Origin of the sequence: Aeromonas sp. s3, assembly GCF_040907805.1 — a bacterium.
Taxonomy (GTDB): Bacteria; Pseudomonadota; Gammaproteobacteria; order Enterobacterales; family Aeromonadaceae; genus Aeromonas; species Aeromonas dhakensis.
Genome location: NZ_JBFOCQ010000033.1, coordinates 398,080 through 425,068, shown reverse-complemented (window position 1 = coordinate 425,068; position 26,989 = coordinate 398,080). Strand labels below are relative to the sequence as shown.

The 26,989-nt window shown below is 59.9% G+C and carries 21 protein-coding genes; 15 read left to right on the top strand and 6 right to left on the bottom strand.

Features of this window, described 5'->3' with window-relative positions; translation table 11 throughout:
* Positions 1-39 precede the first annotated feature (39 nt).
* The 6 genes from guaB (at position 40) to AB5Y98_RS20130 (ending at position 7,004) form a co-directional block, all read left to right on the top strand.
* Positions 40-1,503: an IMP dehydrogenase gene (gene guaB / locus AB5Y98_RS20155; RefSeq protein WP_005301581.1), complete on the top strand. Its 1,464-nt coding sequence runs from the start codon at positions 40-42 to the stop codon at positions 1,501-1,503.
* An 83-nt stretch (positions 1,504-1,586) separates the two neighbouring features.
* Entirely contained in the window at positions 1,587-3,176 is a 1,590-nt protein-coding gene (gene guaA, locus AB5Y98_RS20150; RefSeq protein WP_017781381.1) for a glutamine-hydrolyzing GMP synthase, read from the top strand.
* Positions 3,177-3,554: 378 nt separating this feature from the next.
* The gene (locus AB5Y98_RS20145) at positions 3,555-3,827 is read left to right on the top strand and encodes a hypothetical protein (protein WP_010633780.1); all 273 of its coding nucleotides are present in this window, start codon (positions 3,555-3,557) and stop codon (positions 3,825-3,827) included.
* A 709-nt stretch (positions 3,828-4,536) separates the two neighbouring features.
* Positions 4,537-5,130 carry a YkgJ family cysteine cluster protein gene (locus tag AB5Y98_RS20140; protein WP_368232728.1) on the top strand — a complete coding sequence of 198 codons (594 nt, stop codon included), beginning with the start codon at positions 4,537-4,539 and terminating at the stop codon, positions 5,128-5,130.
* A 73-nt stretch (positions 5,131-5,203) separates the two neighbouring features.
* A complete protein-coding gene (locus AB5Y98_RS20135; RefSeq protein WP_144439531.1) occupies positions 5,204-5,941 on the top strand; it encodes a hypothetical protein in 738 nt (245 codons plus the stop codon).
* 28 nt (positions 5,942-5,969) lie between these two features.
* Complete coding sequence (locus AB5Y98_RS20130; RefSeq protein WP_158508566.1) at positions 5,970-7,004, top strand: hypothetical protein; 1,035 nt, start codon at positions 5,970-5,972, stop codon at positions 7,002-7,004.
* Between the two features lie 109 nt (positions 7,005-7,113).
* Here AB5Y98_RS20130 and AB5Y98_RS20125 read toward each other — a convergent pair whose 3' ends face one another.
* Both AB5Y98_RS20125 and AB5Y98_RS20120 read right to left on the bottom strand, forming a co-directional pair.
* Positions 7,114-7,941, bottom strand: coding sequence for a bifunctional transcriptional activator/DNA repair enzyme AdaA (locus AB5Y98_RS20125; protein WP_368232726.1), 828 nt, complete (start codon positions 7,939-7,941; stop codon positions 7,114-7,116).
* Positions 7,942-7,992: 51 nt separating this feature from the next.
* Complete coding sequence (locus AB5Y98_RS20120) at positions 7,993-8,757, bottom strand: SDR family oxidoreductase (protein WP_368232725.1); 765 nt, start codon at positions 8,755-8,757, stop codon at positions 7,993-7,995.
* Between the two features lie 315 nt (positions 8,758-9,072).
* Here AB5Y98_RS20120 and AB5Y98_RS20115 point away from each other — a divergent pair, with 315 nt between their 5' ends.
* Positions 9,073-10,422: a leucine-rich repeat-containing protein kinase family protein gene (locus tag AB5Y98_RS20115; protein WP_368232723.1), complete on the top strand. Its 1,350-nt coding sequence runs from the start codon at positions 9,073-9,075 to the stop codon at positions 10,420-10,422.
* Positions 10,423-10,638: 216 nt separating this feature from the next.
* Positions 10,639-11,292 carry a thiopurine S-methyltransferase gene (locus AB5Y98_RS20110; RefSeq protein WP_017779648.1) on the top strand — a complete coding sequence of 218 codons (654 nt, stop codon included), beginning with the start codon at positions 10,639-10,641 and terminating at the stop codon, positions 11,290-11,292.
* A 308-nt stretch (positions 11,293-11,600) separates the two neighbouring features.
* Here AB5Y98_RS20110 and AB5Y98_RS20105 read toward each other — a convergent pair whose 3' ends face one another.
* Positions 11,601-14,375: an insulinase family protein gene (locus tag AB5Y98_RS20105; RefSeq protein ID WP_368232722.1), complete on the bottom strand. Its 2,775-nt coding sequence runs from the start codon at positions 14,373-14,375 to the stop codon at positions 11,601-11,603.
* A 162-nt stretch (positions 14,376-14,537) separates the two neighbouring features.
* Here AB5Y98_RS20105 and sixA point away from each other — a divergent pair, with 162 nt between their 5' ends.
* The 3 genes from sixA to AB5Y98_RS20090 all read left to right on the top strand — a co-directional run bounded on the left by sixA (position 14,538) and on the right by AB5Y98_RS20090 (position 16,464).
* Positions 14,538-15,005 carry a phosphohistidine phosphatase SixA gene (sixA, locus tag AB5Y98_RS20100; protein WP_017764303.1) on the top strand — a complete coding sequence of 156 codons (468 nt, stop codon included), beginning with the start codon at positions 14,538-14,540 and terminating at the stop codon, positions 15,003-15,005.
* A 133-nt stretch (positions 15,006-15,138) separates the two neighbouring features.
* Positions 15,139-15,345, top strand: a complete 207-nt coding sequence (locus AB5Y98_RS20095) for a DUF1107 domain-containing protein (protein ID WP_005301545.1) — start codon at positions 15,139-15,141, stop codon at positions 15,343-15,345.
* A 201-nt stretch (positions 15,346-15,546) separates the two neighbouring features.
* The gene (locus AB5Y98_RS20090) at positions 15,547-16,464 is read left to right on the top strand and encodes a DMT family transporter (RefSeq protein ID WP_252600550.1); all 918 of its coding nucleotides are present in this window, start codon (positions 15,547-15,549) and stop codon (positions 16,462-16,464) included.
* Between the two features lie 48 nt (positions 16,465-16,512).
* Here the strand turns inward: AB5Y98_RS20090 and AB5Y98_RS20085 are convergent, their stop codons facing one another.
* Positions 16,513-18,129, bottom strand: a complete 1,617-nt coding sequence (locus AB5Y98_RS20085; protein ID WP_368232721.1) for a peptide ABC transporter substrate-binding protein — start codon at positions 18,127-18,129, stop codon at positions 16,513-16,515.
* Positions 18,130-18,513: 384 nt separating this feature from the next.
* Here AB5Y98_RS20085 and fbp point away from each other — a divergent pair, with 384 nt between their 5' ends.
* Positions 18,514-19,542, top strand: a complete 1,029-nt coding sequence (gene fbp, locus AB5Y98_RS20080) for a class 1 fructose-bisphosphatase (RefSeq protein WP_005301538.1) — start codon at positions 18,514-18,516, stop codon at positions 19,540-19,542.
* A gap of 94 nt (positions 19,543-19,636) precedes the next feature.
* Here fbp and mfd read toward each other — a convergent pair whose 3' ends face one another.
* A complete protein-coding gene (gene mfd, locus AB5Y98_RS20075; RefSeq protein ID WP_368232720.1) occupies positions 19,637-23,101 on the bottom strand; it encodes a transcription-repair coupling factor in 3,465 nt (1,154 codons plus the stop codon).
* A 9-nt stretch (positions 23,102-23,110) separates the two neighbouring features.
* The gene (locus AB5Y98_RS20070) at positions 23,111-23,686 is read right to left on the bottom strand and encodes a PilZ domain-containing protein (protein ID WP_368232718.1); all 576 of its coding nucleotides are present in this window, start codon (positions 23,684-23,686) and stop codon (positions 23,111-23,113) included.
* Between the two features lie 76 nt (positions 23,687-23,762).
* Between AB5Y98_RS20070 and AB5Y98_RS20065 the strand changes: the two genes are divergently transcribed.
* The 3 genes from AB5Y98_RS20065 to lolE are packed head-to-tail and all read left to right on the top strand — an operon-like array spanning position 23,763 to position 26,978.
* A complete protein-coding gene (locus tag AB5Y98_RS20065) occupies positions 23,763-24,998 on the top strand; it encodes a lipoprotein-releasing ABC transporter permease subunit (RefSeq protein ID WP_005301533.1) in 1,236 nt (411 codons plus the stop codon).
* 40 nt (positions 24,999-25,038) lie between these two features.
* Positions 25,039-25,737: a lipoprotein-releasing ABC transporter ATP-binding protein LolD gene (gene lolD, locus AB5Y98_RS20060; protein ID WP_005301532.1), complete on the top strand. Its 699-nt coding sequence runs from the start codon at positions 25,039-25,041 to the stop codon at positions 25,735-25,737.
* Positions 25,737-26,978 (top strand): lipoprotein-releasing ABC transporter permease subunit LolE, encoded by a 1,242-nt coding sequence (lolE, locus tag AB5Y98_RS20055; RefSeq protein ID WP_005301531.1) that lies wholly within the window; start codon positions 25,737-25,739, stop codon positions 26,976-26,978. The genes lolD and lolE overlap by 1 nt, the downstream gene beginning before the upstream one ends.
* Positions 26,979-26,989 lie beyond the last annotated feature (11 nt).

Sequence of the window (26,989 nt, the reverse complement as noted above, 5' to 3'; positions counted from 1 at the left end):
TATTTTACACCCCCACTTCCTCAACGGTGAGATATTGCCATGCTCAGGATTGCCAAAGAAGCGTTAACCTTCGACGATGTACTGTTGGTTCCCGCCCACTCCGAAGTTCTTCCCAATACTGCCGATCTGCGTACCAAGCTGACCTCTGCCATCAGCCTGAACATCCCCATGATCTCCGCTGCCATGGACACAGTGACCGAAGCCCGTCTGGCTATCGCACTGGCCCAGGAAGGCGGTATCGGCTTTATCCACAAGAACATGTCCATCGAGCAGCAGGCTGCAGAAGTGCGCAAGGTCAAGAAGTACGAGAGCGGCGTGGTCACCGACCCCGTCACCGTACGCCCTGACCTGACCATCGCCCAGATCAAGGAGCTGAGCCACAAGAACGGTTTCGCCGGCTATCCGGTGGTGACCGAAGGCAACCAGCTGGTGGGCATCATCACCGGTCGTGACGTGCGCTTCGTGACCGATCTCTCCCAGACTGTCGAACAGATCATGACCCAGAAGGATCGTCTGGTCACCGTGCGTGAAGGGGCGCCTCGTGAAGAGGTGGTCGGCCTGATGCAGAAGCACCGTATCGAGAAGGTGCTGGTGGTCAACGCCGACTTCAAACTCAAGGGCATGATCACCGTCAAGGACTTCCAGAAAGCCGAGCGCAAGCCGAACGCCTGTAAAGACGACAAGGGTCGTCTGCGAGTCGGTGCCGCCGTCGGTGCCGGTGCCGGCAACGAAGAGCGCGTCGCCGCCTTGGTAGAAGCCGGTGTGGACGTGCTGCTGATCGACTCCTCCCACGGCCACTCCCAGGGCGTGCTGGATCGCATCAAGGCGACCCGCGAAGCCTATCCTGATCTGCAGATCATCGGCGGCAACGTGGCGACTGCCGCGGGCGCCAAGGCGCTGGCCGCTGCCGGCGTCAACGCCGTCAAGGTCGGTATCGGCCCGGGCTCCATCTGTACTACCCGTATCGTGACCGGCGTGGGCGTGCCCCAGATCACCGCCATCTCCGACGCCGTCGACGCGCTGGAAGGCACCGGCATCCCGGTGATTGCCGATGGCGGCATCCGCTTCTCCGGTGACGTGGCCAAGGCCATCGCCGCTGGCGCCAGCTGCGTCATGGTGGGCTCCATGTTCGCCGGTACCGAAGAGGCACCGGGCGAGATTGAGCTCTATCAGGGTCGCTCCTTCAAATCCTACCGTGGTATGGGGTCCCTCGGCGCCATGTCCAAGGGCTCCAGCGACCGCTATTTCCAGACCGACAACGCCGCCGACAAGCTGGTGCCGGAAGGGATCGAAGGCCGCGTGCCGTACAAGGGCCGCCTCAAAGAGATCATCCACCAGCAGATGGGCGGCCTGCGCTCCTCCATGGGGCTGACCGGTAGCGCCACCATCGACGACATGCGCACCAAGGCCGAATTCGTGCGCATCTCGGGCGCCGGGATGAAAGAGTCCCACGTCCACGACGTGACCATTACCAAAGAAGCCCCCAACTACCGGATGGGCTGATAAAACGGGGCTGCGGCCCCGTTTCTCCACCCCTTTTTTATCCCGTGCTTTTTGTGACAACAGCAGCCTGATGCAGGAATAAAATGACTAAAGACATTCACCAGCACCGTATCCTTATCCTCGACTTCGGTTCCCAGTACACCCAGCTGATCGCCCGCCGCGTGCGCGAAATCGGCGTCTACTGCGAACTGTGGGCCTGGGATGTGACTGAAGAGCAGATCCGCGAATTCAATCCGAGCGGCATCATCCTCTCCGGCGGCCCCGAGTCCGTCACTGAAGCGGGCAGCCCGCGCGCCCCCGAGTACGTGTTCAACGCCGGCGTGCCGGTGTTTGGCATCTGCTACGGCATGCAGACCATGGCCGAGCAGCTGGGTGGCAAGGTGCAATCCTCCACCGAGCGTGAATTCGGTTACGCCAAGGTGGAAGTGCTGGGCAACGCCGGCAAGACCAGCGCGCTGCTGCGCAACATCGAAGATGCCATCGCCGACAACGGCAATGCCCTGCTGGATGTCTGGATGAGCCACGGCGACAAGGTCACCACCATCCCGGCCGACTTCACCACCATCGCCCAGACCGCCACCTGCCCGCACGCCGCCATGGCCAACGAGGCCAAGCGTTTCTACGGCGTGCAGTTCCACCCGGAAGTGACCCACACCCGTCAGGGTGCCCGCATGCTGGAGCACTTCGTCAAAGACATCTGCGGCTGCGAATGCCTGTGGACCCCGGCCACCATCATCGACGACGCCGTTGCCCGCATCCGCGAGCAGGTGGGTGACGACGAGGTGATCCTGGGCCTCTCCGGCGGTGTGGACTCCTCCGTGGTTGCCATGCTGGTGCACCGCGCCATCGGCGATCGCCTGACCTGCGTCTTCGTCGACAATGGTCTGCTGCGCCTGAACGAAGGCACCCAGGTGATGGAGATGTTTGGTGACCACTTCGGTCTGAACATCGTCAAGGTCGATGCCGAAGAGCGCTTCCTCTCCGCCCTGGCCGGTGAAGATGAACCGGAAGCCAAGCGCAAGATCATCGGCCGCGTGTTCGTTGAAGTGTTTGACGATGAAGCGAAAAAGCTGAAAAACGCCAAGTGGCTGGCACAAGGCACCATCTATCCTGACGTCATCGAATCGGCTGCCAGCAAGACCGGCAAGGCCCACGTCATCAAGTCTCACCACAACGTCGGCGGCCTGCCGGAAGAGATGAAGATGGGTCTGGTGGAGCCGCTGCGCGAGCTGTTCAAAGACGAAGTGCGCCGCGTTGGCCTCGAGCTGGGTCTGCCCTACGACATGCTCTACCGTCACCCGTTCCCTGGCCCGGGTCTGGGCGTGCGGGTGCTTGGCGAAGTGAAGAAAGAGTACTGCGATATTCTGCGCCGCGCCGATGCCGTCTTTATCGAAGAGCTGCGCAAGGCCGACCTCTACAACCAGGTCAGCCAGGCGTTCGCCGTGTTCCTGCCGGTGCGCTCCGTTGGCGTCATGGGCGATGGCCGCAAATATGACTGGGTCATTGCCCTGCGCGCGGTCGAGACCATCGACTTCATGACCGCCCACTGGGCCCACCTGCCGTACGACTTCCTCGGCCACGTGTCGAATCGCATCATCAACGAGATCAACGGTATCTCCCGCGTGGTGTACGACGTCTCTGGCAAGCCGCCCGCAACCATCGAATGGGAATAAGCGGCGCACGCCCTTTCACCCTTCAAGCATAAAAATGTAAAAAAGACGCCCTTGCGGCGTCTTTTCTTTTTCCAATCGTTTGCGCCTCATTTTTCCCCTCGCTAGCCGCTTTCTCGCCTCCCTGCCTCTGTCATATCTGACAGGGGGTGTTTTATGGATCTCGCACTAGGCTCAGCCATGCCAATTGAGACCGATGCTGTGAGGCGATGGTCGTGGCAGCAGGGGAGGGTGACGACAGCAACGCCTTTATGTGCACTGTCGACACCGGACATACCAAATCTGGTATGGCCCCCGGTGGAGTCCGGACACCACTTGAATAAACGGGGCGGAACCCGAACAGCCAAACGAGTAGGGACAAGAGATCACGGAGGGTTTGTTATGTCAGAACAAGCAGTGTTGTTGGGCGGATGGACTGCCTACCACAAGCTGAGCGCCAAAGATCAGGCCGTATTCAACCAGGCGCTGGAAGGATTTGTCGGGGTGCAGTACACCCCCTTTGAAGTCTCCACCCAGGTCGTCGCCGGCACCAACTACCGCTTCAAATGCAAAACCACGGTGCCGCTGCCCAACCCGATCCACGGGGAAGCCGTGGTGCAGATCTTCCAGTCCCTGGATGGCTCGGCCCATATCACCTCCATCACCCCGATCTAATTGGGTTGCGTGGCAAGGCGGGGAGAGGGAATAGCCTCCAACCTGTTTGCTCCAAATCCTGAAAATAAGAAAGACGCCTTAGGGCGTCTTTCTTATTTTCCAATTGTTTGCGAGAAAATTTTGCTGTTGGTGCAGGGGATGGAGGCCATGTTGCCAACGTTGTCGTGATGAGTGCCCGAGTCGATCGGCAGAGCCTCATCTATCACGTCCACACAAGACGGCAGACTGTGGTTTATCCAGACAGGGGAGGGGGAGCATACCTTCTTTGCTTGCCGGGAGCAGTACTGGGAATGGATCCGGATATCCACCGTTTTGATGAGATGCGCAGATACGTTCCCCAAGATGAGTTAATTTCTTGATCTGGTTTGGGAAACGTCCACCTTCCTCTTTTTCTTGTATCTCTCTCTCGCTAGGATAGTCGTTTGGAAATGGCCTCTTTGGAGTCACCTATGAGTCAGGCTAGAGATGACGCTGTCCATTGCCCATGGCTGACTCCTCAGCTGTGTTTGTATACAGTGTGTGCTTATAGGGACAAAAGAGGAAGTCAAGCGAATACGTTCAGATGCCAGTGATGGTTTGGTAATGTCATAATTTAAAATGAGTTTTTTGAGGTGGTAATGCAGATGAAGCGGAGTTACACGGAAGGCCCAGCTATTGAATTAGTACCGTCCTCCATCTAATCACATTTAACTGAAATGAGGGACAAAGTTTGAATTGGCTGAAGAGTTTCTTTCAAAAAAACAAGCAAGCTTCATTAATAGAAGTAAAGTTGCTGGATAAGAACGAACATCGAGCTCTACCTGAAATTCCTGATTGGCTTGTAGCTGACTGTAAGAATACACAGCGGATTCTTGACTCGCATGAAGGTAGTCCGTTTGAAAAGCTGAAGTATGTATACGAGTTTTTAAACAAATTCAGTCTATTCGCAAAATCATTTAGTGTTTGTGGCAATCATTGTAGCGCGTGCTGTAAAAACGATGTTCAAATTACCACTTTGGAAGCCAAATATATAGGAAAAATATCTGGGAAAAAGGCTAAAAACGTAAGTCGTCCTAGCAATAGCCATAATAGCGACTGTCCTTTCTTAAAGGATAATGCATGTTCAATTTACGAAACCAGGCCATTTAACTGTCGTACACTTCATACTTTGGATGACCCCAAATACTGTAGTACCCATGAACATCATCAGCTTTACGGTTTGCAAGTCGGAAAAGGTATACCAATAGTATTCCAGTTTAAGAGGTATACAGAAAGACTCAATGAAAATAGGCCTGTTGCTGATATTCGAGATTTTTTCAGTTAACAAACCATTGCAACGGACTCGGAAAAAGCTCCTCGTCGTTGAATAGGGGCGTTAGGGCGCAAAGGGGGAAAGATTGGAAGAAGTAGCGAAATTATGGAATGACAACTATTCCAACAGCATGGTTTCGCTTGGCGTTGGACTCGTTTTCTTTGTCTTGGGACCTATTGGGGTTTGGTTTTCGGGCCTCAAGATTAGAAGAGAACGAATTCAAAAAGCAAAAGAAAGGCTTATCGATTTAATCGAAGGCATGCGTGTTTCTCAGGAAGCAATTACAACGGCAAAGCTAAAGCAACTGTTTAATTCTGTTGAAAGAGAGGTCGAAACAAGTATTGGCTCAGAGTACGACATTGAAAGACTTTTTGAAGATGTATCGCTTCGCTTTCAGAGAAGCAAGCATCTTGATGCAACACAGAAAGATGCCTACTCAAAAACACTTCTTGATCTTGTGGAATCAATAAAACAATCCCAAGTAGCAGGTGCGCGCGTCATCCCTAGACGTTACGAGTCAATTTTTCTGGACTTGAGACAATCAATTGAAAGCCAAGACATGCAGAAGTCAAATAAAGTCTTAGATGAACTAGAAGAGAAAGTCTCAAGACTGCCGATGGAAGCAGAACCATTTATCCGCATACTTACAATTCAAAGGCGGTTCATTAAAGAGCACCCTGTCTTGTTTCTGACGCTGGCAGTAATCTACGTGGCATTTTTTTGTAATGGGCGTGGTTACAGGTGTCATCAAGTAGCCCTAATACTAAGCTCTAAGGGACGCGCCGCCAGCGGCGCGCCCCTGAGCCAGCACGTTATACCCTAAAAGATGGATAATTCAACGAGACCAAATCATGGCAACAAAATCTGAAATATTAAAAGAGGCTTTATTTATTGCATCAGAAGCACTTCGGGAACTCGAGTTATCAGAAGCAACTTTAACGTCAATTGCATTGAAAGCTAGCCGAATTGCTAGAATAACCGGTGATTTTGACATGCAACAAATTATGCTCTTTGAAGCTGGTGGTTATCCTTCTGAGCCAACTGGTGTTCAACCTGAAATATGGTCGTTAGCAATGAAAGCGAAGAGGATAATAAAAGAGAAAAAGAATGGAGAAATAAAAGAATATGCCACATTAAAGTCTATTGAACAGTTAGAAAGTGAAAATCAGGCAGCTAAAGAACGTCTGCGTTCTGCTGTTGATCCAAACATATCCATAAGCTCGAGCAATCCCAATCAATTCATATCGCCTGTGGTTGGCAATGGCTTCGAGCGAGCAACAGTAATTGGCTCGATAAGTGAAACAGCTAAAATAATAGGGCAGCGCAGAGCATATATATACCAATACCTGAGTGATGTCTATTATGAATTACGTTATTCATCGGTCACAGAAGATAGTTTTTCAAGAATAAGGTCTGTAGTAGATACCAATATTGCGAATCTCACTCCAAATGCAGTTAAGAAATTTACTGCCATTTATGATAATTTAGATTCTGACAATGCTGAAGATTGGGCTAATGCCGTTCATAGTTGTCGCCGTGTTTTACAAGATTTAGCTGATGTTTTATATCCTTCGAGAGAAGATATAACGAAAAAAATTGGTGGTAAAGAGCGAGTGATAAAACTTGGTCCAGATGCCTATATAAATAGAATAATTGCTTATGTAGAAGGAAATACGCAATCTGAACGATTTAAAGAAATTGTTGGATCTCACATGAAATATCTTGGTGAACGATTAGATGCTATTTTTCAAGCGGCTCAAAAAGGTTCTCATGCTGAAATTGTGTTAAAAGAAGAAGCAGATCGCTATGTCGTTTATACATACATGGTTGTCGGCGATTTAATCACTTTAAAACTAAGCAGAGAAACAAGTCCGGCACAGGCATAACAAAAACTTGATATCGCCGGACGACTGCCCGGTGATATCTGATGGTCTATTGCCTTATGACCTGCAGGCTCTGTGTTCCCCCTGTCCGGCAGAGTATCACAGCCTTACCTCACTCATACCTCGCCGCTTCCCAGGCGTGTATTGCCTGTTTGCGGGTCTCGCCCCAGTGATAACCGCCGAGTTTGCCGTTTTGCTGGATGACTCTGTGGCAGGGGATCATCAAGGCGACGGGGTTGGCCCCCACCGCCAGCCCCACGGCGCGGGCGGCCTTGGGATTGCCGACGGCGCTTGCCACCTGGGCGTAGCTCACCACCTTGGCGGGGGGGATCTGCAGCAGCGCCCGCCAGACGCTGATCTGAAAGTTGGTGCCGCTCACGTGCAAGGAGATGGGGCGATCCGGTGTCTTGCTGCCATCGAACATGGTGTCGATGACCCCCTGGGTACGTGATGGCGCCTCCCTCAGTTCTGCCTCTGGCCAACTCTGGGCGAGGGCGGCCAGCGGCGCCTCTGGGGCCTGGCCATCGAGAAACGAGAAGTTGCACACTCCTCGCGGGGTCAGGGCGACAAACGCCTGACCGAAGGGGGTGTCGTGCACCCCGTGATCGATAACCAGCCCGGCCCCGCGCTGTTTGTACTCGCCCGGCGTTACCGCTTCGAGCTGCACAAAGTGATCGTAGAGCCGCGAGCCGCTGCTAAGGCCCAGGGTATCGGCCACCTCCAGCAGCGGGCGTGATTCCTGCAGCAGCGCCTTGGCCCGCTCCAGGGTCAGTACCTGCAGATAGCGTTTGGGCGTCACCCCGGCCCAGCGGCTGAACAGCCGCTGGAAGTGAAAGGGGCTTAAGTGAACGTGCGCCGCTATCTCGTCCAGGGTGGGCTGGCGCGCCACCTGGCTTGCGATAAAACGGATGGCATCGGCGATGCGGGCGTAATCAGACATAAGGCGCTCTCACGATAGGTTTGCAGCCGCAGTATCTTGGGTGCGACAAGGTCATGTGCGACAAATAGATACCCCACCATCGGCCAGCAGGGCAATGCCGGTGGTAAAGCTGGATGCATCGGACGCGAGATAGAGGGCCGAGCGGGCGATCTCCTCCGGTTGGGCCAGCCGTTTGAGGGCATGCATATTCTGCACAAAGGCGAGACTCTCCGGCGTATTGGTAAAGGCCCGTCCCATGGGGGTGTCGGTGCCCCCCGGCAGCAGGGCGTTGACCCTCACCCCTTGTGCCCCATATTCGGCGGCCAGCACCTGGGTCAGGCCGATGATGCCGGCCTTGCTCGCGGCATAGGCCGCCATGCCGGGCAGCCCCAGGGTATGGCCGACGAAGGTGGAGGTAAAGATAAGCGAGCCGCCGCCGCGTGCCTGCATGGCGGGGATCTGATACTTGGCCCCCACAAAGGCGCTGGTGAGGTTGGTATCCAGGGTCTCTTGCCACTGCGCCAGTCCAAGCGCCGGCACGCTGCCCGGTGTCCCCGTGGTGCCGGCGTTGTTGAAGGCGATATCGAGCCCGCCGAAACGGGTCAGCGCGAGATCCACCAGGGTGCGGGCGTAAGTCTCGCTTTTCACATCCCCCGCCAGGCTCACCGCCTGTCCCCCCTCATGGCGGATCTCCTCCACCAGCAGATCCAGCTCGCTCTGGCGGCGGGCGCCGACGACCACGCTGGCCCCTTCTCGAGCAAACAGGATGGCGCTGGCGCGGCCGATGCCGGAGCTGGCGCCGGTGATGATGGCGACCTTGTTGGACAGTAATGACATGGCAGTTCCCTCGCAGGTGTGTTGTGCGGGCGCACGGGGTTGGCAGTGGGTTGGAACCTCAATGGGTTTAACTCCACGCTGGTTTAGCCCCACTATGGCAACCGGCCCTCGTAGACACGACCCGGATCTTGCTCTCTTTACCCCCATGCCAGCGTTGCTGGGCGCAGATAGCGGCCCTCGCGGCAACAAAACAGGGGATCTTCGGCCGTCATTCTCTATAATGCCCCCTCATTTTTTGACTGCCGGTTTGACTGCCGGGCCAATCACCGGCAGCGCCGTTGGCCGCGACTTGGCCACCCCGATAGAGACGATGTCATGCATACTCTGGAACAGCTGCGCGCAGGTGAACTCTGCGGCGCCCGCCACCTCAAACTTGCCGAAAACCTGACGGAGTTCCCGCCCGAAATCTTTAGTCTCAAAGAGACGCTGGAGGTGCTGGATCTTACCGGCAACCAGTTGAGTCGGCTGCCTGACGAGCTGGCCGGGTTCAGCAAGCTGCGCATCATTTTCTGCTCCGAAAACCGCTTTACCGAGCTGCCCGAGGTGCTGGGGCGCTGTCAGGCGCTCACCATGGTGGGCTTCAAGGCCAACCAGATTGTCACTGTGCCCGCCGCGTCGCTGCCGGTGGGGCTGCGCTGGTTGATCCTGACCGACAACGCCATCGAGCAGCTGCCCGATGAGCTGGGTCAGTGCGAGGCCCTGCAAAAGTTGATGCTCTCAGGCAACCGCCTGCGCGAGCTGCCGGCGACCCTTGCCAACTGCCAGCGTTTGGAGCTGGTGCGCATCGCCGCCAACCGGCTCGACGCGCTCCCGGATTGGCTGGTGAGCCTGCCACGCCTTGCCTGGCTGGCGTATGCGGGCAACCCCTTCAGCGACAGGCAGGAGCAGCGGCTGGGCCAGTGCGCCTCGGTAGCCAACATCCCGTGGGCTGCGCTGACGGTGGGCGAGCTGTTGGGGCAGGGGGCTTCCGGCGTCATCCATCGCGCGGAGCTGGCAACGCCGGCGGGACCGCGGGCAGTAGCGGTCAAATGCTTCAAGGGGGCCGTGACCAGCGATGGGCTGCCCCGCTGCGAGTTGGCGGTGTCGCTGGCGGCTGGCCGTCATCCCCATCTGGTCGGGGTCGAGGGGCGGGTGGGCGATCACCCCTCCGGCATCCCGGCGCTGGTGATGGCGCTGATAGACCCCGATTTTATCAACCTGGCGGGACCGCCGAGCCTGGACTCCTGCACTCGTGACATCTACCCGGCCGATGCCCGCTTTACTCCGGCTGCGCTGCTGGCCATGGTGCAGGGGGTGGCGAGCGCCGCGCTGCATCTGCACGGGCGCGGCATCCTGCACGGCGATCTCTACGCCCACAACATTCTGTACGCCTCACAAAGGGAGGGCCGGCTGCTGCTCGGGGATTTCGGCGCCGCCTCCTGTTATGAGCGAACCGATGGTGAGCTGGCTGGCTTGCTGGAGCGACTGGAAGTGAGAGCCTTCGGCTGCCTGCTGGAAGAGCTGCTGGCCCGCTGTGCTCCCCGCGATGACCGGCTGGATGCCCTGCATGCGCTGGTGGATGACTGTTTCACCGAGGTGGTGGCGGCGCGCCCCGACTTTACCGAGATTGCGGCCAGGCTGGCTGCCGTGGCTGCGGTCATCTGTGCCGAGCCAGTTTTGCTCTGAGCCGGCGCGTCCTGCCGTCGCGGTGGCAAGCAGGTGCAAAGCAGGCGAGCAAGAGCAGGAGTGGATGACAAAAAGATGTCAAAAGGGGGCCTTGGGGCCCTTTTTTGTTTTGCTGAGCTTTTTTGGGCAAAAGTTACGGCTGCCGCCCTGTTGGTGCTTGCGCGCAGCGGGCTAAGTTGTGATATTGAGGCATCTTTACATGACAGGGGTGACAGGATGGAAGCGGCTTTTTGGCATCAGCGTTGGGAAGAGAACCGGATCGGCTTTCATCAGGCGGATTTCAATCGCTGGCTGCAATCCTGGTGGTCGGCCCAGCAGCAGGGCGAGCCCGTGCTGGTGCCCCTGTGCGGCAAGTCCCGCGACATGCTCTGGTTGAGCGGGCAGGGCCATCCGGTCGACGGGTTCGAGCTCTCGTCCGTCGCCATCAACAGCTTTTTCAGCGAAAACAAACTGAGTGAAACGGTGAGTGCCGAGGGGCCCTATCAGTGCCATCAGCACGACAGCCTGCGCATCTATGAGGGGGATTTTTTCGCCGCCCCCGAACTTGGCCGCCGTTATCGGCTGGCTTACGACAGGGCGGCCCTCATTGCCCTGCCGACCGCCATGCGCCGTCAATATGCCGAGCTGATGAGCCGGCTTATCGAGGCGGGTGGTCAGATCCTGCTGGTGACTCTGGAGTATCAGCCGGAGCAGCAGCGCCAACCGCCGTTCTCGGTGGGGGAGATGGAGGTGCGCACCCTGTTCGAGCGCCACTTCCAGGTAGAGGTGCTGGGGCGAGCGGCCGAGCTCGATCACCCCAGGGTGCTGTCGGGCCAGCTCTCCTACTTCGACGAGGTGGCATACCGGCTGGTGCGCCGTCCACAGGCCTGACCAAAAGCGTGAGCTGAGGCGATAAAACTGGCCATAAAGCTGCAGCTGGTTGACTCTTTATTACCTCCTTTGACATAGATCAACGTGACAAGGGAGGGGAGTGCCTAAGATGAGCCTGTTTCTCAATCACTGTTGTCATCGGCAGGCGCGCTCTGGTTTGGGACTGCCCGCCGACCATCAACTCAGTGTCTGATTTTCACGCTCATGTTCACTTTTGGCGGCTCTGGTCGCAATTGATTATGGTTTTTCCAGCCGACCCCAAGGGGTCGGCTTTTTATTGGCTGCCAGAAGGGGAACCGGAGGCCTGATCAGGCCTCGAAGGTGGCGGCGTTGAGCCGGAATGCGCGCGGGTCGTCGATAAACTGGCCGGTGATGCGCTCGTCGTGTTCATGCCCCTGGCCATAGCTGCAGAGGATCAGCCGATCCGACGTTCTCGATCTCAGCTGGGTGATAAAGCGCACCAGATCGGCGCGGCTCAGGTTGCCCACCTCCTCGCACACCCTTTCGCGCTGATCAAAGCCCAGATCCTTGTTGCCGATGCTGACCCACAGCCGCTGGCCGCGACTGCGCAGGTTGGCATCCCGCTCGCTCAGCTGAGCCTGCAGTCCCGCCTTGCTGTCCTGCCACTGACGGGCGGTGAGCTCGAGCATGGCCAGCGGAAACAGATCGATGAACTCCTCCACTGCATCCAGCAGGATCTGCGGCCCGGCCACCGGCGACTGGATATAGAAGATGAGGCCGGGGTGGCGGTTGAGGGGCAGGTTGCCGGCCCCCACCACGTAACCGAGCTGCTGACGGGTGCGCAGCTCGTGAAAGAAGGTGGAGGACATGATGTGGTTGGCCAGTGTGAAGCAGGCCAGATCCCGCGCCCGGGTGGTGCGCGACTGGTAGTAGACCAGCAGGGCCGAGTCTTCATGCTCGCAGCCCTGTTCACGAATGAGGGTGCCCCTGTCCTGGATAGAGATGAGCGGGCGACGGGTCTCGGCACTGGGCTGGCTGTTGACGCCAAGGTGGCGCTCCAGCAGGGCGGCAAGCTCGAGGGCCTCGGCGGCGGTCCAGTCGCCGTGCACCAGGGTCTCTACGTGTACCTCGGCAAAGAGGCTCGCCACGAAGGCGGGCATTTCGCCCAGCTCGACACTGCGCAGGTGGCGCAGCAACTGCTCGAACGGCGGGTTGTTGGGCTGCAGCAGGCTGGTGAGCTGGTTGAACAGCTGGGAGATGGGGCGCGCCTTGGACTGGTTGTCCCAGTTGCGGATGAGCTGCTCCTTGATTTCGGCAAATCGGGCCGGATCCGGATAACCCAGGGTGCGGTTGCCGAGGATCATGTCGAGCAGCAGCGGCTGCTTGTCGGCAAAGCCGCTCAGGTTGATGGTAAAGCCGCCCTGGTGGGCATAGATCTGATAACCGAGCCCCGCCAGCTCCGCCGGGTAGGTGAGGGCGTTGAGGTGGTCGGTGAGCAGCTCCACCGCCAGGCGTGCCATGGCGATGTGGCGCGGGCTCTTGACCGCGTGCTCGCTGTCGATGGAGATGTAGAGGTTGCCCTTGGGCACGCTGAACTGATGCTCATGCAAGTGCCAGAGCCGAAAGCCGGGCCGATCGATAAGGCAGGCGGGCATGTCGGCGGCAAGCTCGGGCGTGCGCACGTCGAGCCGGTTGCTGATAAAGGGGTTGGGCAGTGGCAGGGCCAGCGCCGGATCCGGTTCGCTCTGCTGCCAGCGGATCTTCTCCGCCTCGGTGATGATGGAGACGCTGTAAGGGGTCTGATACCAGCGGGCCAGCCGATCCGTGCCGAGCTCCGGCGCCGTGACGGTCATGCGCAGGTTGTGGGGGGTGAGCTTGGCGAGCAGGCGGCGAATGAGCGGCTCGTCGTATGCGCGCATCATGTAGTCGCCGTAGAGCAGGTCATCGGGGGCGTAGCTGAACAGGTTCAACACCAGCCCGGAGACGGTGTCGAGCGCCCGGCCCCGCTCCTGAAAGCGGAAGGCGGATTCGAGCACGGTGCGCTTCTCGTCATAGCGCCAGGCTTCCACTCCGCCGCGCTCGATGAGCTTCAAGTAACCGAACAGGGCCGTCACTATCTCGTTGACGTGTTCGAGCCCGAGCGGGGTCAGCCCGAAGTTGACGCCAAAATCCTTGAAGTTGGCGCCGCTGATGCCGCCGCCGGCGGAGAGCTGGTTGACCCAGCCCTTCGCTTTCAGCAGAGAGAGCAGGCTGCCGTCCCCTTCGTAACCGATGAGGTGGCTCAGGAAGGTGAGGGGTTTCTTGTCGTAATACTCATCCACGTTGGGCAACGGGAAGGTGAGCGCGAGTTTGCGGGTCTCCTTGACCGGGTTGATCTGGATGCTAATGCCCAGGTCATCGAGCCGGTAGAGGGGCATCTCGAGGGTCGGCGTTCCCAGATTGCGATTCAAAATGGGAGCGAAAAAGCGATCGCACCAGCCGAGCTGGGTCTCGATGGTGGCTGGCGAGATCATCACCAGCGCCATGCGATCCGCGCTGTAGTGGGTTTCGTAAAACCGGATAAGGTCGGAGCGCAGATCCCGGCCGGGCAGATCGGCCAGGGTATCCAGATTGCCCACCGAGAATTTGGCGAAGGGGTGAGCCGGGTTGACCGTCTCTTTGTGCACCTGGTAGCTGCGGCGCACGTCGTCCTGCAGCTTGAGGCGGTATTCGGAGTCGACCGCGTTGCGCTCCTTGTCCACCCACTCGGGATCGAAGGTGGGGCAGATGAAGAACTGGGAGAAGCGATCCAGTCCTGCCTCGAAGAAGCCGTTGTCAATTTCGAAGAAGAAGTTGGTGAACTCGGTGCCGGTCCAGGCGTTGTTGCTGCCGCCATGACGGCTCATAAATTGCTGGTATTCACCAGGCTTGGGATAGGTGCAGGTGCCAAGGAACAGCATATGCTCAAGGAAATGAGCCATCCCCTGCCGGTCCGCCGGATCGTCGAAGTGGCCTGTGTTGACGGCCAGGGAGGCGGCGGACTTGTCGGTGTCGGGATCGCAAATCAACAAGACCCTGAGCCGGTTCGCCAGCTCCAGATAGTGGTATTGCCGATGGTCGTTGGGACTGGCATATGGGCTCATTGGCGCGTGACTCTTGTTGGATTTATTTGAATTTAAACATGATTATCGACCCCGCTACCCGGTGAGGCAAACCCTTTTCTGAGAGGTAGCGCAATTGTTTCCCCCGGCATGGCGGGGTAAGATCCCCCCGCTATCAAAACAGGCCCGTTGGGCGAGGTTGTAATGAAAATCTACATCATGCGTCATGGCCAGGCTGGCATGAATGCGAAAACAGATGAACAGCGTCCACTGACCGAGCAGGGAATCGAAGAGTCCATCCACATGGCCCGCTGGCTGGCCCCCCAGCTTGGCGGCAAGCTGGATCGGGTGATCCACAGCAACTATCTGCGCGCCAGACAAACCTGGCAGAGCATATGCAGTGAATTACCCAAGGCGGGGGCCGTCGAAGAGAGTGGTGACATCACCCCTTATGGCGATCCGGCCTTCGTGGCGAGCTACCTCACCACGCTGGCGGCCAAACACGACAGCATCCTGATGGTGAGCCACCTGCCGTTGGTGGGATACCTGGTGCAGAGCCTCTGTCCGGCGGCGGGTGCCCCGATGTTTGCCACCTCGGGCCTGGCCTGTATCGAGTGGCAGGATGGCAAGGGGGCCTTGCTCTGGTTGGAAGGACCACATACAATACGCTAAAAGTTAATAAAAAGTTATAGATTGGTTTTTTGGGGAAGAGAGTTGCGATTTTTCCGGATTTTTATACAGATTTGACGGAATTATTTCGCAGAAGCTGCTGTCATACGGATACAACTGCAAGAGGTTGCAAACGATGAGAGTATTCAAGAAGTACCTGCCACTGATGGTGGCAAAACATGTCAAAACCTTCTTCAAGGGGCGGATTTACATCCACGGCAGAGGACGCTTCGACTTCCAGTCCGGCTTGCTGATGATGCCCACGTCGGCGGACATTCCCCACCGCCAGACCGTGGTTGAGGTCAACGCGTTGATCTCGAGACTGCACATGGATGCGGCGTGATAGCTTCGTCACCTCGCTGATCCGTATCATGCCCGCCACCGTGCGGGCATGATTGTTTTTGGGGCCATTCCGGCCTCTTTGGCGCTGTTCGGTTCCCCTTTTTGTCAGGCAATCTACCCTAGACGGTGTGGCGCTTGCTAATCCTGCCGGCCTCCCTATACTCCCGCCTGAAATACCCGCTGGCTTTTTCTGGATATAGCGATGCCCCTTGCCTTCTTGTTTCCCTTCTCCTGCATGGCCATCTGGGCCGGCAACGCCATCGTCAGCAAATTGGCGGTGGGGGTGCTCTCGCCGGCGGCGCTGGCCTGGTCACGCTGGATGGTGGCCGCCATTGTGCTGACCCCGTTTCTGGCCCATCGGGCCTGGCGGGTGCGGGCCAAACTGCGAGCCGGTTTCTATCAGCTGGCGGCGCTGGCCCTGCTCGGCATGGTGCTCAACCAGACCTTCGGCTACTACGCGGCGCAGACCCTGGGGGCCACCGAGATCGGCCTGATGATGGGGCTGACGCCGTTGATGACTGTGCTGCTCAGCATCTGGTTGCTGCGGGAGCGTCCCACCTGGGGGGCGCTGCTAGGCGGCGTCATCTCCATTCTGGGACTGGCCATTTTGCTGGGGCAGGGGGATCCCGCTCGCCTCTTTACTCAGGGCATCCACATCGGCTCCGTCTACATGCTGCTGTCGGCGGGCACCTATGCGCTCTACAGCGTGCTGCTCAAGAAGTGGGATCTGGGGCTCGACAACTGGTCCATGCTCTACGGCCAGGTGCTCTGCAGCCTGCTGTTTCTCACCCCGTTTTATCTGCTGGTGGACGGGCACTGGCCGGACGGGCGGGCGCTCTGGCTGATCCTCTACGCGGGGATCCCGACCTCGGCTCTGTCGCCCTGGCTCTGGATGCAGGGCATCGCCCTGCTGGGGGCAAGCCGCACCGCCATCTTCATGAACCTGTTGCCGGTGATGACAGCGGGCCTTGCCATCAGCTGGCTCGGCGAGCGGCTCACCAGCTACCACCTGATCGGCGGTGGCATGACCCTGTTTGGGGTCTTGCTGGCCCAGCTGCTGGTGCAACCTGTGGTGCTGCGCCGGCGCAGGGTGGCGCTGGCCGCCTGCCGGGAGGATTGAAAAAAAGACCGCCGAACGGCGGTCTTTTTTTATGCGGGATAGCTAGCCTCACTGCGCGGTGAGGTAGAGGTCCTTCGAGTAGACCAGATCCTGCGGATTCTGGTAGGGGTAGCCCTTGATGTTGGGCTTGAGCAGGCGGGACTTGACGTAGAAGTAGACCGGGGCGATGGGGGCGTCGGCCTCGATCACCGCTTCCGCCTGTTGATAGAGGCGGTTGCGCTCGGCGCCATCCTGCGAGTCGTGGGCCTTGCTCAGCAGGGCGTCGTACTCCTTGTTGAACCACTTGCCGCTGTTGGCGCTGCTGCTGGAGGTCAGGATATCGAGGAAGGTGGAGGCGTCGTTGTAGTCCCCGTTCCAGGAGTAGCGACTGACCCCGAAATCCCCTTCGTTGAGGGCCGAGACCATGGTTTTCCACTCCATGTTGTTGAGCTTGGCCTGGACACCCAGGTTGTGCTTCCACATGGAGGAGATGGCCAGCGCTATCTTCTTGTGCCCCTCGTTGGTGTTGTAGAGGATGTCCACCGTCAGCGGCTTGTCCGGGCCGTAGCCCGCCTCGCCGAGCAGCGCCTTGGCCTGCTTGATCCGCTCCTCCTTGCTCATCAGCTCGCTGGCCGGTCGCTTGAGCTCGAAGCCGTCGACGATGGGCGGCGTCAGACTGAAGGCGGAGATCTGACCCTGTCCCAGGATCTTCTCGGTGATGGTGTCTCGGTCGATGGCAAGCGATAGCGCCTTGCGCACCTTGGGGTCATCGAACGGTTTGCGCTGGGTGTTGAACACGTAGTAGTAGGTGGCAAGGGTCGGCACGCTCACCAGCTCCTGCGGGCTCTGCTGCTTGAGCTGCTTGTACTGCTCGAGCGGGTAGCTGGTGTAGTGCAGCTCGCCGGCGCGGTAGCGGTTGTAGGCGGCGGTGTCGGAGACGATCTCCAGATAGAACACCTTGTTCAGCACCGTATTCTTGTTGTCCCAGTAATGGGGGTTGCGCTCGGCGATGAGGCGTTCGTTGGGGGTCCACTCCTTGAGCGCGAAGGCGCCGTTGGAGACGATGTTGCCCGGCTTGACCCACTCATGACCGAACTTCTCGATGATCGCCTTCGGCGCCGGGAAGGTGGTGTAGTGGGAGAGGGTCTTCAGGAAGAAGGGGACCGGGTTTTTCAAGGTGATCTGCAGGGTATGGTCATCGAGCGCCTTGATGCCCAGCGTATCCGGGCTCTGCTTGCCCTGGATGACCTCGGCGGCATTGGTGACGCCGGTCAGCTCGATGAACCAGGCGTAGTTGGAGGCGTTCTTGGGATCCGCCGCCCGCTGCCAGCCATAGACATAGTCTGCCGCCGTCACCGGCTCGCCGTTGGACCACTTGGCATCGGGTCTGAGCTTGAAGGTGTAGACGGTGCCGGTGGGATCAAGCTGGTAACTCAGGGCGCCGGCAGGCTGCAGCTTGCCGTCCCCGTCCAGGGTGTAGAGCCCCTCGAACAGATCGTTGACGATTTCGCTGCCCGCGCTCTCCTCCACCATCTGGGGATCGATGGAGGCGGGTTCGGTACCTATGTTGCGGATGAAGGTTTGCTGTTCTGCGGGTAACAGCTTGGTACCGGCTGGTACCTGAGCCGCCAGGACGGGGAGTGCGAACAGCGCGGCCACCGTGCCGGCAATGAGAGTCCTTTTCATTGAATATCCTTATGTTTTTTTGCTTCCAAAGCCTGGCCAGTGTGCGGGATTGATGGCGAGATCTCAAGAGGCAGGCCGGTCTCCTTTGGCATGCGCCCCAGATAGGGGGCAGAGCGGGGATCTTGGCGCCTTCATGGCAACATCTTCGTGATTTTTTGCCACGAATTAACATTCGAAAAGTTACCGATTGAAACCAGTTTATGGCGAGCATCGGGCAGAAAAAATGGCGGGAATGTGCATTTATCAAGCGGCTTAATTCGCTGCAAAAACAAAAAACAGACGTTACATTAGGTTACAAAACAACGCTGCCGAGGATCGGCACTTTTTTTGCTGATGCTTGCAAACGTTTTCAATGCCAACGGAAACGATCTTAAAGGAACCATAATGCGAAACATGATCACCATGGGCGAGTTCATCGTCAAAAAGCAGGCGGATTATCCCACTGCGACCGGCGAGCTGACCTCCCTGCTCAGCTCCATTCGCCTGGCTGCCAAGGTGGTGAACCGGGAGATCAACAAGGCGGGGCTGGCGGACATCATCGGCTCCATGGGTGCTGAAAACGTGCAGGGCGAGGTGCAGCAGAAGCTGGACGTCTACGCCAACGAGCGCTTCAAGGCGGCGCTGGAAGCCCGTGGCGAAGTGTGCGGCATGGCCTCCGAAGAAGAAGAGGATTTCGTCTCCTTCGATTCCGAGCTCTCCCGTCACTCCAAGTACGTGGTGCTGATAGATCCCCTCGACGGCTCCTCCAACATCGACGTCAACGTCTCCGTCGGGACCATCTTCTCCATCTATCGCCGGGTCAGCAAGCCGGGTGCCGGCGTCACCCTGGAAGACTTCCTGCAGCCGGGCAACCGCCAGGTCGCCGCCGGTTACGTGGTCTATGGCTCCTCCACCATGCTGGTCTACACCACCGGTTTTGGCGTCAACGGCTTTACCTACGACCCCTCCATCGGCTGTTTCTGCCTCTCCCACGAGAACATCCGCATTCCGGAGGAGGGCAAGATCTACTCCATCAACGAGGGCAACTACATCAAGTTCCCGGACGGGGTGAAGAAGTACCTCAAATATTGCCAGGAGCGGGACGAGGCGACCCACCGTCCTTACACCTCCCGCTATATCGGTTCTCTGGTCTCCGACTTCCATCGCAACCTGCTCAAGGGTGGCATCTACATCTATCCGTCCGGCACCAACTCGCCGAACGGCAAGCTGCGCCTGCTCTATGAGTGCAACCCCATGGCGTTTCTGGTGGAGCAGGCGGGTGGCAGAGCCTCCGACGGCTTCAACCGCATCATGGATATCCAGCCCACCGCACTGCACCAACGGACCCCTTACTTCGTCGGGTCCACCAAGATGGTGGAGCGGGCCGAGGCCTTCATGCGGGAGTTCTCCGCGCACGAGAACCCGGCCGAGTAGTCTTGACGGCCAGCATCACGGGATAAAAAACGGGAGCCAATATGGCTCCCGTTTTATTTGGGTGAGCGGCTAGCCGCTCGATCACACCACCACCTCAGGGGCTGGCGTGGCTGGCGAGATCCGCCAGCAGACCGTCCACCAGCTTGAGGCGCATGGCCCGCTCCTGGGTCGGCACCTGGAAGCGCAGCCGGGTCGGCCCGTCCATCTTGTAGATGCGCGGCTGCTCGGAGAGCAGCTTGACCAGATAGGCCGGGTTGACGCGGGTCTCCTGGGTAAAGTCCAGATAGCCGCCGCGCTCGCTCATCTCCACCCGGCGAATGCCCAGCGCCGTGGCGCGCTGGCGGAAGGCGGCCAGCTCCATCAAGGTCTTGGTTGGTTCCGGCAGCAGGCCGAAGCGGTCGATGAGCTCCACCTTGAGTTCGCGCAGCTCCTGCTCGTCCGCCGCGCTGGCGATCCGCTTGTACATGGAGAGCCGCATGTTGACGTCCGGGATGTAGTCGTCCGGTAAAAGCGCGGGCAGGCGCAGCTCCACCTCGGTGTGCTGGCTCATCAGCTGTTCGAGCGACGGCTCCTTGCCATGTTTGAGCGCCTCCACCGCCTGCTCCAGCATCTCCATGTAGAGGGTGAAGCCGACCGATTCGATCTGGCCGCTTTGATCGTCGCCCAGCAGCTCGCCGGCGCCGCGGATCTCCAGATCGTGGGTGGCCAGCGCAAAGCCGGCACCGAGATCTTCGAGCGACGCGATGGCCTCCAGCCGCTTGGCCGCGTCCTTGGTCATCAGCTTGGGATGGGGGGTGAGCAGATAGGCATAGGCCTGGTGGTGAGAGCGGCCGACCCGGCCCCGCAGCTGGTGCAGCTGGGCCAGGCCCAGATGATCCGCCCGGTCCATGATGATGGTGTTGGCGCTCGGCACGTCGATGCCGGTCTCGATGATGGTGGTGCAGACCAGCAGGTTGAAGCGCTGGTGGTAGAAGTCCGACATCACCCGCTCGAGCTCCCGTTCGCGCATCTGGCCGTGGGCTATGCCGATGCGCGCCTCCGGCACCAGCTCGGCAAGATCCGCCGCACACTTCTCGATGCTCTCCACGTCGTTGTGCAGGTAGTAGACCTGACCGCCGCGCTTCAATTCCCGCAGCACAGCCTCGCGCACCACTGCCGGCTCATGCTGGCGCACGAAGGTCTTGATGGCCAGGCGCTTGGCGGGCGGGGTGGCGATGATGGAGAGATCCCGCATGCCCGACATCGCCATGTTGAGGGTACGCGGAATGGGGGTCGCGGTGAGGGTGAGGATATCCACGTCGGCGCGCAGCGCCTTGATCTTCTCCTTCTGGCGCACCCCGAAGCGATGCTCCTCGTCGACGATGAGCAGGCCGAGATCCTTAAAGGTGAGCTCGGCGCCCAGCAGCTTGTGGGTGCCGATGATGATGTCCACCTTGCCCTCGGCCATCTCCTTCATCACCGCGCTCTGCTCCTTGGCGGAGCGGAAGCGGCTCAGCACCTCCACCCGCACCGGCCAGTTGGCGAAGCGGTCGCGGAAGTTGTCATAGTGCTGCTGGGCCAAGAGGGTGGTGGGCACCAGCACGGCCACCTGCTTGCCGCCGTGCACGGCCACAAACGCCGCCCGCATCGCCACCTCGGTCTTGCCAAAGCCCACGTCGCCGCACACCAGGCGGTCCATGCTCTTGGCCTGGCACATGTCGCCGAGCACGGCGTTTATGGCGTTGAGCTGATCGTCGGTCTCCTCGAACGGGAAGCCGGCGGCAAACTGGCGATAGGCCTCGCGGTCGTGCTTGAAGGCAAAGCCGGCGCGGGCCGCGCGGTGGGCATAGACATCCAGCAGCTCGGCCGCCACGTCGCGCACCTTCTCGGCCGCCTTGCGCCGGGCCTTGACCCAGGCCTCGCCGCCGAGCTTGTGGCTGGGCGGATTGTCGGATCCTGTGTAGCGGCTGATGAGGTGCAAGCTGGTGACCGGCACGAACAGCTTGTCGCCACCGGCGTATTCGAGGGTCAGAAACTCGGTGGGCAGGCCACCGGCGTCTATGGTTTCCAGCCCCAGATAGCGACCGACCCCGTGATCGAGATGCACCACCGGCTGACCCTGGGTCAGCTCGCCCAAGTTTCGGATCACCGCATCCGAGCTTAAGTTCTTGCTCTTCTCCCGTTGCCGTTTGCTGCGGATCTTGCCGCCCAGCAGTTCGGTCTCGGTGATGAGCGCCAGCTCCTCTTGCCCCGGCTCTCGCAGCAAGAAGCCGCGCTCGAGCGGTGCCACCAGCAGGCCGTGGCGAGCCTTGCTGGTGATGAAGGCATCGAGTGACGCAAACTCCTTGGGCTGCAGCGCGATGCGCGCCAGCAGATCCCCCAGCACCTCGCGCCGTCCTTCGGACTCCACCGCAAACAGGGTGCGGCCGGTAAAACCTTGCAGGAACTGGCTGAGGGCCAGCAGCGGCTGCTCCTTGCTGTGATCGAGCTGAAGATCCGGCAGCGCCGATATCGGCAGGTCGTGCTGGCCTGCATCACCGGCGGTGGGGGCCTCCTGCAGCCGTACGGCGCCGTACTGGCCGAGCGCCGCAAACAGCTGCTCCACCGGCAGGTAGATCTGCTGGGGTGGCAGCAGGGGACGAGTATTGTCCCAGCGCCTGTCTTCATAGCGCTGGCCGATGTCGTTCCAGAAGCGCTGGGCGGCAGGGTAGATCTCCCCCACGGTCAGCAGCAGGGTGTTGTCCGGCAGGTGATCAAACAGGCTGGCGGTCTGCTGGAAGAAGAGCGGCAGATAGTACTCGATGCCTGCCGGCCAGCGTCCCTTGCTCACCTCCTGATAGATGGAGCCCTCGGCGCGGGAGATCTCGAACTGTTCGCGATACTGGCCGCGAAACAGCTCGATGGCCGCTTCATCGGTGGGAAACTCCCGGGCCGGCAACAGGCTGACGCTCTTGACCGGCTCGCTGGAGCGCTGGGTCTCGGGGTCGAACGGGCGGATGGAGTCCACCTCGTCGTCGAAAAAATCGATGCGATAGGGGCTGCTGCTGCCCATGGGGAAGAGATCGAGCAGGGAGCCGCGGGCGGCAAATTCGCCGTGCTCCAGCACCTGTTCTACCGCCACATAGCCCGCCTCGGCGAGACGCGCGCGCAGCTGCTGCAGGTTGAGGCGCTGACCGCTCTTCACCATCAGGCTGTATTTGTCGAGATAGACCCGGGGCGCCGTGCGCAGCATCAGGGTGGAGATGGGCACGATCAACACGCCGCTGCTCATCTGCGGCAGCTTGTAGAGGGTCTCGAGCCGCTGGGAGATGATGTCCTGATGGGGGGAGAAGGTGTCGTAGGGCAGGGTTTCCCAATCCGGGAACAGCAGCACCGGGCAGCCCTTGTCGGCCAAGAGGTACTGCAGTTCCTGTTCGAGGCGCAGGGCACTCGGGGTATCGGCGGTCACCAGCAGGACGGGGCGATGAGCCTCCTCGGTGAGGCGGGCGGCCATCAGCGAGAGGCTGCTGCCTGTCAGCTGGCCGAGCGTTAACTTTTGGCCCGCCTTGGCGGGCAAGGCGGGGAGCTTCATTGGCATCATTCGATTCTTTTAACGTTGACGGTCTTGCGCACGAAGTTTGAGTTGTTTGGACTGGATATGCAGGCTGGCGCGTACCAGCAGTTCGCGGTCATCCTCGCGGATCCGCACATAGTCGAGCACCACCTGGATGCCGTGCTCGCTCGGCTCCAGCTGCTTGACCTGGCCGTAGCAGTAGATGGCGGAGGCCTCTTCGCGCAGGAAGATCTTGAGCCGCACGATCTGGTGCAGGTGCGGTGCCTCGCCGTGGCCCTGGCGCGGGTGCAGATAGGTGAGCTGGCCGGCGCCAAAGCGCAGGGTGTGGAAGCGGTGCTCCGGGTGATCCTGCACCGACAGCACATAGCCCATGATCATGTCGATCTTGCGCGACTGTTGGTTGATGATCTCCACCAGATCGTGCATCGACTCACTCTGGTTGCGGAGCCGGCGACTGGTCACCATGTCGATGGAGGTGATGGAGGAGGCGATGCGAAAGGGTTCGGGCAGCTCGGCTTCCAGTGCCTCCAGTGAGGGCAGGTGAAAATCGCCGGGCATGGGGATCACATTGACCGGCGTGGCATGGGTGACACTGAAGAACTGTTCCTGCATGGAGGCTATCCCTTGTTGTCATAGACGGTTTCCCTTTATTATCCGGTATCTTATTTTGTTGGCAACGTAGATATCCTTGAAGACTGGACTTTTTCAGCCACTGTCGCTGGCCATCGGCCTGCGTTACGCAGGCTCGCGACGCAGCAATCGCTTCGTGTCATTTATCTCCCTGTTTTCCACTTTCGGTATTGCCATCGGGGTCGCAGCCCTGATGGTGGTCATCTCGGTGATGAACGGTTTTGAAGGGCAGCTCAAGGGGCGCATCCTCGGGGTGATCCCCCATGTGGTGGTGACCAGCCCGGCGGGGCGCATCGATGCCGCGCCGCAGGGGCTGCCGGACTTGGCCAGGTTGCCCCACGTGATCGCCCATGCCCCCATGCTCGACAGCGAAGGCATGTTGCAAAGCCCCGGTCAGCTCACCGGTGTGAGCGTGCAGGGCATCGATCCCGCCCAGTGGCCCAAGGATGACATCCTGCACGCCCAGATGCAGATGGGGCGTCTGGACAGCCTGCAAGCTGGCGAATACCACATAGTGCTGGGGCAGGGGGTGGCCAATCGTCTCAAGGTCTCCATGGGCGACCAGGTCCGTCTGATCCTGACCGAAGGCACCCGTTTCACCCCGTTTGGCCGGGTGCCGGCCCAGCGCCTCTTCACCGTCTCCGGCATCTTCGGGGTCGGCGCCGACGTGGACAGCCAGGTTGCCCTGATTGCGCTGGGAGATGCCCAGCGTCTGCTGCGCCTGCCTGCGGACAAGGTAGGCGGCATTCGCCTTTGGCTGGATGATCCCTTCGCCGCCGACGAGGTGGTGAAGACGGCGCTGCCGGACGGGTTGGAGTGGCAGGACTGGCGCCGCGAGCGCGGCGAGCTGTTCCAGGCGGTGGCCATGGAGAAGCGGATGATGGGGCTGATGCTGGTGCTGATCATCGCGGTCGCTACCTTCAACATCCTCTCCGCCCTGGTGATGGTGGTGACCGACAAGGAAGGGGAGGTCGCCATCCTGCGAACCATGGGCATGAGCGAGTCTGGCATCGTCAAGATCTTCATGGTGCTGGGAGCCTCCAGCGGCGTCATCGGCGCCCTGTTCGGGGGGCTGGCGGGGCTGGCACTCTCCATGGGGCTCAACCCTCTGCTCAATGCGGTGGGGCTCAACCTCTATATGACGGCCGGCGGCTCGGGCCTGCCGGTCATCGTCGAACCCGCCCAGGTCGTGACCATTTTGCTGGGCGCCGTGCTGCTCAGCTTCAGCGCCACCCTCTACCCGGCAGCCCGTGCGGCCCGGGTCAAACCGGCGGAGGCGCTGCGCTATGAATAATTCATCTTCTGTTGTTACTGGTGCAAGTGGAGCCCCCTTTATGAATCAATCCGTCTCCTGCGAGCCGCTGCTGCGCTGTCAGGCCCTCAACCATGTCTACAAAGAGGGCGATCTGGAGACCCAGGTACTCAAGGGCATCGATCTTAGCGTGGCGCCCGGTGAGATGCTGGCGGTGGTGGGTAGCTCGGGCTCCGGCAAGACCACCCTGCTGCACCTGATGGGGGCGCTCGACAACCCCTCCAGCGGCGCCGTGCTGTTCAAGGGGCAGGACATCCACCGCTGGGACAGCCGCACCCAGGCGAAGTTTCGTAACCAGGAGCTGGGGTTTGTCTACCAGTTCCACCACCTGCTCTCCGAATTCAGTGCGCTGGAAAATGCTGCCATGCCGCTGCTGATCGCCGGCGAGTCGGTGGCGAGCGCCACCGAGAAGGCGAGCAAGATGCTGGGGCGGGTAGGTCTCTCCCATCGTCTCAACCACAGACCGTCCGAGCTCTCCGGTGGTGAGCGCCAGCGGGTGGCCATCGCCCGCGCCCTGGTCAACGAACCCAGCCTGGTGCTGGCGGACGAGCCCACCGGCAACCTGGATCACGCCAGCGCCACCGCCGTCTATGAGCTGCTCTGCGAGCTCAACCGCGAGCTCGGCACCGCGTTCGTGGTGGTGACCCACGACTTGAGCCTGGCGGCCAAGCTCCATCGCCGGGTGACCCTGGTGAGCGGCGTGATGGCGGAGGTCGCCTGATGTTCAAACCGCTGCCCCTGTTTCTGGGCCTGCGTTACAGCCGCTCCCGCCGTCGCAACGGCTTCATCGCCTTTATCTCCGCCTCCTCCCTCATCGGCATCGCCCTCGGGGTGATGGCGCTGATCCTGGGACTCTCCGCCATGAACGGCTTTGAGCGGGAGCTCAAAAACCGGGTGCTCTCCGTGGTGCCCCACGGCGAGCTGATGGGGATGGAGGCGCCGCTCCCAAACTGGCCCAAACTGCGGGATTACCTGCTGGCCCAGCCCGGAGTGGAGGCTGCCGCCCCGGTGATCCGGCTCGACGGCCTGCTGGAGCACGGCAGCGCCCTCAAGGGGCTGCAAGTGCGCGCCGTGCTGCCGGAGCTCGAGGCCAATCTCTCCGATGCGGGCAACTACATGACGGGGCGCGGCCTGCGCGAACTGCAAGCCGGCGAGCACGGCCTTATTCTCGGCAAGACCATCGCCGACAAGCTGGGGGTCAAGATAGGGGATACCGTCACCCTGCTGCTGCCTCAGGGGGGCGATGCCACCGGCATCAAGAACCCGAAGCGGGAGACCCTCAAGGTGGTGGGGCTGCTCGAGATCGGTGGCCAGCTCGATGGGGTGCTCGGCTTCATGCATCTGGCCGATGCCCAGGCCATCACCGGCATGGGTAGCGCGGTAGAGGGCTTCAGTCTCAAGGTGAACGACGTGCTCAAGGCGCAGTCCATCACGGTGGCGGCCGCCCAGAAGTTTCCGCACTACGTCTACATCAGCAGCTGGATGAGCCGCCAAGGCTATCTCTATCAGGACATCCAGATGGTGCGCACCGTGATGTACGTGGTGATGCTGATGGTGGTGGCGGTGGCCTGTTTCAACATCGTCTCCACCCTGGTGATGGCGGTGAACGAGAAGCGCAGCGAGATCGCCATCTTGAAGACCATGGGGGCGAGCCCGGGCCAGATCCGGCTCACCTTCGTCATTCAGGGGATGGTGAACGGGGTGGCGGGTGCCCTGCTCGGCGCCCTGCTCGGTGGCCTGCTATCCAGCAAGCTGACCCAGATCCTGAGCGCCATCGAAGGGGTGATCGGCCACCGTTTCCTCAATCCGGACATCTACTTCATCGACTTTCTGCCGACCGAGCTGCACATGCAGGACTTGCTCATCGTGACCGGCGCCGCCATCCTGATGAGCCTGGTGGCGACCCTTTACCCCGCCTGGCGGGCGAGCGGGCTGGTGCCGTCGCGCGAGCTGGGGCACTGATACGCGGCATC